The sequence below is a fragment of the Cupriavidus sp. 10L43_2 genome (assembly GCF_056395265.1).
Genome location: NZ_JBFTJE010000007.1, coordinates 263,162 through 272,715, shown reverse-complemented (window position 1 = coordinate 272,715; position 9,554 = coordinate 263,162). Strand labels below are relative to the sequence as shown.

7 protein-coding genes and 1 pseudogene are annotated in these 9,554 nt (G+C 66.9%); 5 read left to right on the top strand and 3 right to left on the bottom strand.

Going from position 1 to position 9,554, the window contains the following annotated elements; translation table 11 throughout:
- The 5 genes and pseudogenes from AC1DEL_RS13335 to AC1DEL_RS13315 form a co-directional block, all read left to right on the top strand.
- Positions 1 to 210, top strand: a pseudogene (locus tag AC1DEL_RS13335) (DUF6708 domain-containing protein); the annotation flags it as partial.
- Positions 211 to 297: 87 nt separating this feature from the next.
- On the top strand, positions 298 to 516 hold the full coding sequence (locus AC1DEL_RS13330; protein WP_477125843.1) for a hypothetical protein: 219 nt from the start codon (positions 298 to 300) through the stop codon (positions 514 to 516).
- A gap of 67 nt (positions 517 to 583) precedes the next feature.
- Positions 584 to 841 carry a PAAR domain-containing protein gene (locus AC1DEL_RS13325; protein ID WP_454756841.1) on the top strand — a complete coding sequence of 86 codons (258 nt, stop codon included), beginning with the start codon at positions 584 to 586 and terminating at the stop codon, positions 839 to 841.
- Positions 841 to 2,112 (top strand): hypothetical protein, encoded by a 1,272-nt coding sequence (locus AC1DEL_RS13320; RefSeq protein ID WP_477125842.1) that lies wholly within the window; start codon positions 841 to 843, stop codon positions 2,110 to 2,112. Before AC1DEL_RS13325 ends, AC1DEL_RS13320 begins: the two co-directional genes overlap by 1 nt.
- A 13-nt stretch (positions 2,113 to 2,125) precedes the next feature.
- The gene (locus AC1DEL_RS13315; protein WP_477125841.1) at positions 2,126 to 5,533 is read left to right on the top strand and encodes an ImcF-related family protein; all 3,408 of its coding nucleotides are present in this window, start codon (positions 2,126 to 2,128) and stop codon (positions 5,531 to 5,533) included.
- Here the strand turns inward: AC1DEL_RS13315 and AC1DEL_RS13310 are convergent.
- From AC1DEL_RS13310 to fdhF, 3 genes are read right to left on the bottom strand one after another with little or no spacing between them, the layout of a single operon-like run.
- On the bottom strand, positions 5,517 to 5,780 hold the full coding sequence (locus AC1DEL_RS13310) for a formate dehydrogenase subunit delta (RefSeq protein ID WP_092298131.1): 264 nt from the start codon (positions 5,778 to 5,780) through the stop codon (positions 5,517 to 5,519). The genes AC1DEL_RS13315 and AC1DEL_RS13310 overlap by 17 nt on opposite strands.
- A gap of 7 nt (positions 5,781 to 5,787) precedes the next feature.
- Positions 5,788 to 6,648: a formate dehydrogenase accessory sulfurtransferase FdhD gene (fdhD, locus tag AC1DEL_RS13305; protein WP_092298128.1), complete on the bottom strand. Its 861-nt coding sequence runs from the start codon at positions 6,646 to 6,648 to the stop codon at positions 5,788 to 5,790.
- Positions 6,649 to 6,652: 4 nt separating this feature from the next.
- Complete coding sequence (gene fdhF / locus AC1DEL_RS13300) at positions 6,653 to 9,529, bottom strand: formate dehydrogenase subunit alpha (RefSeq protein WP_092298125.1); 2,877 nt, start codon at positions 9,527 to 9,529, stop codon at positions 6,653 to 6,655.
- Positions 9,530 to 9,554 lie beyond the last annotated feature (25 nt).

Sequence of the window (9,554 nt, the reverse complement as noted above, 5' to 3'; positions counted from 1 at the left end):
TGGATAGCGCTGGTGTCGAGAGACGCATCGAACCCTATCCTCAAGTGGTTCATGTCCCCATTCCACGTCTTCTTCTTTATTGGCCGTCTTGTCCACCGCGCCACAAGCAAAGTGCCACTCTGGCCCGCCGATGTCGAAGCCGCCTGCCGAATCATGCCAGGCGATCCGTACGTGCGTGATTCGAGCACGAATCCAGAGGGGTATCGCTGAAGACGTTCACAAGCGGCTGATTCAAGGGATGTCGAAGCAAGAATGGCGGCGTTCAGCACCGAAGACACAGAGTAAGGACTTTGCGAAATGAGTGGCAATGACTACAAGGCGGACAAAGAGATGAAGACTGACGAGACAAGACGCGATCCGAACGCGAGCGGGATTCAGGAGCGGGCGTCAGACGAGCGGCTGGCGAAGAAATCCGGCACAGCGTTTCGCATCGTCGCGCTTCTCTTCGCTGTGATGTCGGCGTGGTGGGGGGTGAAGAACTTTATGGATGCTGCGCGAACGATGTCGGGAGGGTGACGGGTATCACGGCACATGCCGTCGTTCCTCAATGCGAACGGTTCCTTCAACTGTCAAAGGAAGCAGCATGCCAAATGCAATCTATGTGGGTGACGACACCAGCCATGGCGGCAAGGTGCTCACGGGCTCGTCACGTGTTTCGTTTAACGGACGCCCTGTCGCGCGTCAGTCCGACAGGGTTTCCTGCCCTCGCTGCGGCGAGAATGCCATCGCGGAAGGCAACGGGAAGATGCTGGACGGCAACCTGCCGCTTGCCTTTCATGGGCACAAGACGCTGTGCGGCGCGATACTGCTTTCGTCCAGCGGGGCGATAGGAAGCCGCTGATGGCCTACGATCTGCGGCGCATTGCGCCTGAGCGCGAGGTCCGACCGCTCAAGCCTGCGTGGCTTCCCTGGCTGTTCCTGCTTGCCATGATCGGTGGCGGCGGTGCCTTGGTTGCCCTCCGCCTCTGGCCGGAGGGCGAGCCCACGCAAACGCTCTGGTTCTGGACTTGCGTTGCAGCGTTCCCGGTTATCGTGTGGGCGATGCTGTTCTTCAGCTATCTCGGGGTGCTGCAGACCCAGCGGACGCGCGCCGAAGACCCCGCGGCGCGGCGTGACTATCAGGACGCGGTGTGCCGCAAAGCCGGGGTCCCGCTGCACGTCCTGGGCGCCGGCTTCCTCTTTTCCGCGCAGGCGCACGAGAACACCGTCGCGGCGGTAGTGGAGCGGGCGCTGGAGCTCGCGCCGCGAAGCCGCTTTGCGGGCGATGGCGAGGCCATCGTCGCGCGCTGGATCGAGCCGGCCGGTTACGCGTGGCGGGCCGGCGATGACCAGGCTGATGTAGCGCGGCACCGCGACCTGTTGCCATACGTGTTCGGCTCGCTGCAGCGGCAGATTGCCCCGGAGGTCCGCGCGTTGCCTGAGCGTACCCGGCTGGTCATTCAGGTTTGCGTCGAGGCGCAGCTTGCGACTGCGGAAGTCGAAACCATCTGGCACGACACATGGCACACGCAAGGGCTCGGGGAGGCCGTGCGAACCGAGTTCAACGCAGGCGTTCCGGACCTGATCGCGGTCGACGGCTGGCTCGACGGCGCGCCCGATTTCGCGACGGACGCCGTCCACCTCCTTTGCGTGGTGCAACTGAATCCACTGCTCCACCCGCCGCCGGTTGCCGGCGCGGCGGAAGCCGGCGCCATCCTGATGTTCGCCGCCTCGCCGTTGGTTGCTCAGAAGCGGCTAGTGAGCCAGACCCTGCTCTACCGGCCGGAACGGCACGATGACAAGGATTTGGGACAGGGGCTCCGTCAGGTACTGCTGTGGAGCCGTTCGGACGGTGTCGACGTCAGGGACCAGTGGATGTCCGGTGGCTCGGCGGCGCCCATGCAGCGGGGATTGGCGGCCCATCTCGATCGCCAAGGGGTGGGTGTGCTCATGACGCCCGAACTGAAAGGCCAACATGACGTCGATCTTCGCATCGGGTCAGCGGGCGCGGCTGCGCCATGGTTATGCGTGGCCCTTGCCTCGGCTCACGCGCTGGCCTCCGGGCAGAAGCAATTGCTGAGCATCGCCGAGGCTGACGCCATGACGCTCGCGGTGGTTGGCCCACGAACTTGAGACCGGTTTCCTTATGCGATTGAATTACACGCTGGTTGCTCTTTTTGCATTGCTCGTCGCTGCCGGACTGTTCGTGCTTGGGAAAGGCGAGGTCCTGGGTCTGACGACTTCGGCGCAGCGGTTGCTTGCCATCTGCGGCCTCGTGATCTTTTTTCTGCTTGCGGCCCTTGCACATGTCACGCTGGTCAGGCGCGCTAGCCGGAAGGCTGCGATGCACGATATCGGCTCGGCTGAGCTCGGCCCGCCACCTGAGGATGTTGCGCCGGTTGGCGAGCCATTGAGCCGCTTGCGCAGTGAACTGCAGGCGATCCATGGCCGACGTTGGCGGTACCGTCAGCCCTGGCTGCTGGTGACCGGCGATGACACGACGATCGGTCGACTGCTGCCTGCACTGGTTGAGACCGGATGGATGTTCACGCAGGACGCCGTGCTGCTGTGGAGCAAGGTCGACAAGGACGGGCGTCCCGACGCGGCGTGGCTCAAACAACTGTCGACGTTACGCCGCCATCGACCGGTCGATGCGGTTGTGCTGACTATCGACGGCACTGCGGACCCGACTGCGCTACGCCTTGGCGCCCATGCGTACCGTGCCACCTTGATCCGTATCGCCGAGACACTACGCTGGTCCGCTCCGGTGTACCTGCTCGATGTCGCCCAGGACTGTGCCCATTCCCCGGTCAGCGGCTGCGACCTGGCAGCACCAGCAAACACAGCCGCCATCAGCCAGGCGCTCCAATCCCTGCGCAACCAGCTCTCGGATCGCAGCGTCGCACAACTGATCCACGACAACCGCGATCGCCACATGGGCGAACTGTCCGCCCGCCTCGACACCCGCGCCGAGATCCTTGCCGACTGGCTGGGCGGATTAGCGACCGGTCAGCGGCGGCGCATCCCGCTGCGCGGCATCATGTTCGCCTCCTATCCGAACGCCGATGCAGCCGAGGGTCCCGGCATCGAACTGCCGCTCTGGCAACACCTCGCCGAAACCGCCCGGCGGCATCCCGGCAGGCGTATCGGCTGGCACCCGGTCACGGTTTGCACCGTCGCGGTCCTGACGGCCATTGGCCTGTGGAGCGCCGGCATGCTGGTGTCCGGCGTGCAGAACGGGCGGGACGCGCACGCCGCACAGCGGGCCGTCGACAACCTCCGCTCGGCGCCCGACACGGCCGCCAGCCTGCGTGCGCTGCTTGTCCTGCAACGGCAGATCGAACGCTACGAACACCGCGCCAAGCATCACGCCGCACTGACGACACGTTTCGGCCTGAATCGCGATGCGACGATCCTCGAAGCGCTGTGGAAGCCCTACTCGCACGCCGCTCGCCAGTTGCTCACCCTGCCCGTGGAGCAGAATCTGGAAGCTTCGCTCGCCGACCTTGCGCAGATGCGCACGGACACGCTGGACGAACTGACCAGCCAGCGAGCACTGGATGGTCAGCAAGCACTCAAGGCCTATCTGATGCTGGCCCAAACCGATCGGGCCGAGCCGGGCTTCCTCGCCCCGCAGTTGGTGCGACACTGGTCCACCGATGCGCGGCTCACGCCGGGCGAACGGGACGATCTCGCCGAACGCCTGCTCGGGTTCTACGCCACGCAACTACCTGCCAAGCCGGACTGGCGCATCGATCCCCAGCCGGAACTGGTGAATGGCGCGCGTCAGACGCTGCTGGCGGTCATCGGGGAGCGCAACGCCGAAAGCACGATCTACCAGGGCATCCTGGACGCCTTCGGCACCCACAACGGCAACCGGTATCCTGACCAGACCCTGGCGTCGTTGACAACAGGCACTGATCCGCGCGGACTGGTCCGCACGACGGCCGTCGTGCCGGGCATCTTCACCCGACAGGCGTACGAGGGCCATATCGCCCCCGCCATCGCGGCCGCTGCCAGACGCACGGAGATTGCCCGCGATTGGGTGTTGACCGACAGCAAGCCGCAGGACGCCGAGCAGCCGGCGGGCCGCTCGGCCGATGCCCTGCAGGCCGCCCTGACCGCACAGTATTTCGCGGACTACGCAGAACACTGGCAGGGCTTCATGAACAGCCTGCAATGGGCGCCGGCGCCAACGCTTCCCGCCGCCATCGACCAACTCAAGCTGATGGCCGACGCACGCCAGTCGCCGGTGATCGCGCTGATGACATCGCTCGAATACCAGGGCGGCGCTGGCGCGCGCAAGCATTCCCTGTCGGACACGCTGGTGGCCAAGGCGCAGGATCTGCTCGGCAAGAAGGCGGCAGGCCCCGAGGCCGCCAGACCGGAGCCGGCGGGGCCGCTCCGCGCCGCCTTTGGCCCGGTCCTCCGGCTGATGGCGCAGGCGTCAGGCCAAAGCGCCAATGACGACCTGAGCCTGCAACGCTTCCTCGACCGCGCCACCGCGCTCCGGCTACGGCTGCAGCAGATCAGCCACAGCGCCGATGCCGATGCGCAGGCCCGGCAAATGGCGCAGGCGCTGTTCCAGGGCAAAGGCTCGGAACTGGCCGATACCCAGTCCTACGCGCAGCTGATGGCCGCCAGCCTTGGCAGCCAATGGGCGGGTATGGGGGAGGCGCTGTTCGTGCAGCCCATCGCCCAGGCCACGCAGACCGTGCTGCAGCCCGCCCAGGCGAGCCTGAACGATGCCTGGCGGCAAGGCATCGCGATGGCGTGGGGACGATCGTTCGCCGGGCGCTATCCGTTCGCCGACAGCGCCAACGATGCCTCGCTGCCGGAACTGACGCGCTTCCTGCGCCCGCAGACCGGGCTGATCGGCACGTTCCTCGGTACGCAGTTGGCGGGTGTGCTGGCGTTGCAGGGGGATCAATGGATCCCTACGGCTGGCAGAGGAGATGCCGGCGGGCAGTCCGCTCTAGCCTTCGATCCGGCCTTCCTCAAGGCAATCAATACCCTGCAGCGCGTTGCGGCGCATATGCTGGTGGACGGTGAGCCTGCGTATCGCTTCGAGATCAAGCCCATCCCGTCCCCGGGGCTCACCGACACCTTGCTGACCCTCGATAGCCAGACGCTGCATTACTACAACCAGCAGGAGCGCTGGCAGGCCATGCGCTGGCCGGCCAATCTCGCGCAGGAGCCGGGCACCCGGCTGCAATGGCAAGCCGAACGCGCGGGCACCAACAAGCACTATGAGTTCGGGGGCCGCTGGGGTTGGTTGCGGATGCTGGAGCGTGCGCAGATCGAGCCGCTGGACAGCGCGACCTATCAGCTGACCTGGCAAGGGATACCGGATACCCGCCCGGCCGGATTGCACGACCCCGCCGCGTCCGATCCGGACAGCCTGACGCCACGCGCAGCGAAGCAACCGCCGCCTGCCGACATGGTCTATCCGCTGCGCTATCTGATGCGTACGGAAGTCGGCCAGGGGCCGCTGGAGATGCTGGCGCTGCGCGACTTCGTCATGCCGTCGCGCATCTTCATGGGACGGCAGTGACCATCGGGGCCCGCAACGTAATCTCCAGCTTCTCCCGATGCCGCGCCACCGCCGCCTGCACGATGGGGATGAGCCCTTCGCCCCCATCCGTCGCGTCCACGTGTGCCAGCAGTGCGCGCCGCATGCGCGGCTCCCAGAAGCGCTTCAGGTGGCTGGCGATGTCGGCCAGCGCCTCGTCGCGGTCCGGCATGGCTTCGAAGAAGCCGCCGATCTGGTTAGCCATCTTGATCAGGTTGTCGATGTGCATGACAGGTCTAAGCCATCCGTAGTCGATGTGGATGCGCGTAGGCGACCAGGCCGCCCGCGCGCACGAATCCCGCCAGCGTGACGCCGGCCGTCCCGGCCAGGCGCACCGCCAGCGCGGTGGGGCCGGACACCGCTGCCAGCACCCCCGCCCCGATGGCGGCCGTCTTCAGCACCATCTCATAGCTCGCGCGGCTGGTCACGATGACCGCGCCGCGCCCGATATCCTCGTCCGAACGGGCCAGGGCGCCCGCCAGCTTGTCCAGCGCGTTGTGCCGGCCCACGTCCTCGCGCACCAGCGATACCTCGCCATCGGCGCGCAGCCAGCCCGCCGCGTGCGTGGCGCCGGTGTCGCGCAGCAGGGCCTGACGGCGCTGCAACTGGGCGAAGGCGGCGTGCAGCACGGCCGGGTCGAAGGACGCCTCGCTCTGCACCGCGTGCGGCGCCCGCATGACCTCGTCGAGCGATTCGGTGCCGCACAGCCCGCAGCCCGTACGGCCGGCCAGCGCGCGGCGCCGCGCCTTCAACGCCACGAAGGCCTCGCTGGCGATCTCGATCTCCACGGCCACGCCGTTCGGGCGCGTGACCACCTCGATGCCGTAGATGTCGCGCGGCGCCGCCACGATGCCCTCGCTCAGGCTGAAGCCCAGCGCGAAGTCCTCCAGATCGGCCGGCGTGGCCAGCATCACCGCGTGCGAGACGCCGTTGTACTCCAGCGCCACGGGCACTTCCTCGGCGATATGGTCGATCTCGGCTGTCGCCGCCATCGCTTCCCCGCCGCGCCAGCGCGTCACCGCCATCGACTGCTGGGTCGCTGGGAATTCCCCCGCCTCATCCGGCGCGGTCTCGTGTGGCGGCATGCAGCGCTTCATCGCCCTACTCCGCCGACGCCTGCACCGGCTCGCTGGCCGCGCGCAGGTGCGCCAGCTGCTCGCGGTTGAACGCCTCGTACTCGCGCTGCCAGGACGACGGCTGCGCCACCGGCATCACCTGCACCGCCGTCACCTTGTACTCGGGGCAGTTGGTGGCCCAGTCCGAGTTGTCCGTGGTGATCACGTTGGCGCCGGACTCGGGGAAGTGGAACGTGGTGTACACCACGCCCGGCTGCATCCGCTCGCTGACGATGGCGCGCAGCACCGTCTCGCCCGCGCGGCTCTGCACGCCCACCCAGTCGTCGTCCTTGATGCCACGCTCCTCGGCATCGTGCGGATGGATCTCCAGCCGGTCCTCGTCGTGCCAGTGCACGTTGTGGGTGCGCCGCGTCTGGGCGCCCACGTTGTATTGCGACAGGATGCGCCCCGTGGTCAGGATCAGCGGGTATTTGCGATTGACGCGCTCGTCGGTCGCCACGTACTTGGTGATGATGAACTTGCCCTTGCCGCGCACGAAGGCATCGACGTGCATGGTCGGCGTGCCGGTCGGCGCGTCGGCGTTGCACGGCCACTGGATGCTGCCCAGCGCGTCGAGCTTCTGGTAGCTCACGCCCGAGAAGGTCGGCGTGAGCCGCGCGATCTCGTCCATGATCTCGGACGGATGGTTGTAGTGCATCGGGTAGCCMAGCGCRTTGGCCAGCAGGATGGTGGCCTCCCAGTCRGCATAACCGCCCTTCGGGGGCATGACCTTGCGCACGCGCGAGATACGGCGCTCCGCGTTGGTGAACGTGCCGTCCTTCTCCAGGAACGACGAACCCGGCAGGAACACGTGGGCGTACTTGGCGGTCTCGTTCAGGAAGATGTCCTGCACGACGATGCATTCCATCGACGACAGCGCCTCGGACACGTGTTGCGTGTTCGGGTCCGACTGCACGATGTCCTCGCCCTGGCAGTACAGCCCCTTGAACGAACCGGTCAGCGCCGCCTCGAACATGTTCGGGATGCGCAGGCCCGGCTCCGGGTTGATCTCGACATTCCAGGCGGCCTCGAAGGCGCCGCGCACCGTCGAATCGGACACATGGCGATAGCCCGGCAGTTCATGCGGGAAGGAGCCGATGTCGCACGAACCCTGCACGTTGTTCTGCCCGCGCAGCGGGTTCACGCCCACGCCTTCGCGGCCGATGTTGCCGGTGGCCATGGCGAGGTTGGCGATGCCCATCACCGTGGTCGAGCCCTGCGCGTGCTCGGTCACGCCGAGCCCGTAGTAGATCGCCGCATTGCCGCCCGTGGCGTAGAGGCGGGCAGCGCCGCGCAGCGTCCCGGCCGGGACGCCGGTCACGGCTTCCATGGCCTCGGGCGAGTTCTCGGGCAGCGCCACGAAGTCGCGCCACTGCTGGAACGCGCGATCCTCGCAACGCTCGGCGATGAACGCCTCGGCCAGCAGCCCTTCGGTGACGATGACGTGCGCCATCGACGTGACCAGCGCCACGTTGGTGCCCGGGCGCAGTTGCAGGTGGAAGTCGGCGCGGATGTGCGGCGAATCGACCAGATCGATGCGGCGCGGATCGGCCACGATCAGCCTGGCGCCGGCGCGCAGGCGCTTCTTCATGCGCGAGGCGAACACCGGGTGGCCGTCGGTCGGATTGGCGCCGATGACCATGATCACATCAGCCTTGGCCACCGAGCGGAAGGTCTGCGTGCCGGCGGACTCGCCCAGCGTGGTCTTCAGGCCATAGCCGGTGGGCGAGTGGCAAACCCGGGCGCAGGTATCGACGTTGTTATTGCCGAAGGCCGCGCGCACGAGCTTCTGCACCAGATAGCCTTCCTCGTTGGTGCAGCGCGACGAGACGATACCGCCGATCGAATCCTTGCCGTGCTCGGCCTGGATACGCTTGAACTGCGAGGCCGCGTAGCCGATGGCTTCCTCCCACGACACTTCGCGCCACGGGTCGGTGATCTTCGCCCGGATCATCGGCTTGAGGATGCGGTCCTTGTGCGTGGCGTATCCCCAGGCGAAGCGGCCCTTCACGCAGGCGTGGCCCTCGTTGGCCTGGCCGTCCTTGTACGGCACCATGCGCACGACCTCGTTGCCCTTCATCTCGGCCTTGAACGAGCAGCCCACGCCGCAATAGGCGCAGGTGGTCACGGTGCTGTGCGATGCCTGCCCCAGCTTGATGACCGACGTCTCGGTCAGCGTGGCCGTCGGGCAGGCCTGCACGCAGGCGCCGCAGGACACGCAGTCAGACTCCATGAACGACTGGCTCGTGCCGGCCGCCACGCGGGACTCGAAGCCGCGCCCGCTGATGGTCAGCGCGAAGGTGCCCTGGGTTTCCTCGCAGGCGCGCACGCAGCGGTTGCAGACGATGCACTTCGAGGCATCGTAGGTGAAATACGGGTTCGATTCGTCCTTGGTCAGCGCCGTGTGCGTAGCCACCGGCACCGCGCTGGCGCCGTCGTTGTAGCGCACCTCGCGCAGGCCGACCACACCGGCCATGTCCTGCAATTCGCAGTTGCCGTTGGTCGGGCAGGTCAGGCAGTCGAGCGGATGATCGGAAATATAGAGTTCCATCACGCCGCGCCGCAGGTCGCCGAGCTTGTCGCTCTGGGTGCGGACCTTCATGCCCGCCTCCACCGGCGTGGTGCACGAGGCCGGGTAGCCGCGCCGTCCCTCGATCTCCACCAGGCAGAGCCGGCACGAGCCGAAGGACTTCAGCGAATCGGTGGCGCACAGCTTGGGTACGCCCACACCGGCCTCGGCCGCCGCCCGCATCACCGAGGTGCCGGCCGGCACCGTGACGGCCACGCCGTCAATTTCCAGCGTCACCTGCGTCTCGGACAGGCTGGCCGGGGTTCCAAAATCGAAATCGTCGCGTGCGTTCAAGGGATGTCTCCCGTCAAACTTCGTA

Excerpts from the sequence above, each read along its gene's own strand:
- AC1DEL_RS13315 (WP_477125841.1), top strand. The coding sequence starts at position 2,126 with ATGCGATTGAATTACACGCTGGTTGCTCTTTTTGCATTGCTCGTCGCT.
- AC1DEL_RS13330 (WP_477125843.1), top strand. The coding sequence starts at position 298 with ATGAGTGGCAATGACTACAAGGCGGACAAAGAGATGAAGACTGACGAG.
- fdhD (WP_092298128.1), bottom strand. The coding sequence starts at position 6,648 with ATGAAGCGCTGCATGCCGCCACACGAGACCGCGCCGGATGAGGCGGGG.
- AC1DEL_RS13310 (WP_092298131.1), bottom strand. The coding sequence starts at position 5,780 with ATGCACATCGACAACCTGATCAAGATGGCTAACCAGATCGGCGGCTTC.
- AC1DEL_RS13325 (WP_454756841.1), top strand. The coding sequence starts at position 584 with ATGCCAAATGCAATCTATGTGGGTGACGACACCAGCCATGGCGGCAAG.
- AC1DEL_RS13320 (WP_477125842.1), top strand. The coding sequence starts at position 841 with ATGGCCTACGATCTGCGGCGCATTGCGCCTGAGCGCGAGGTCCGACCG.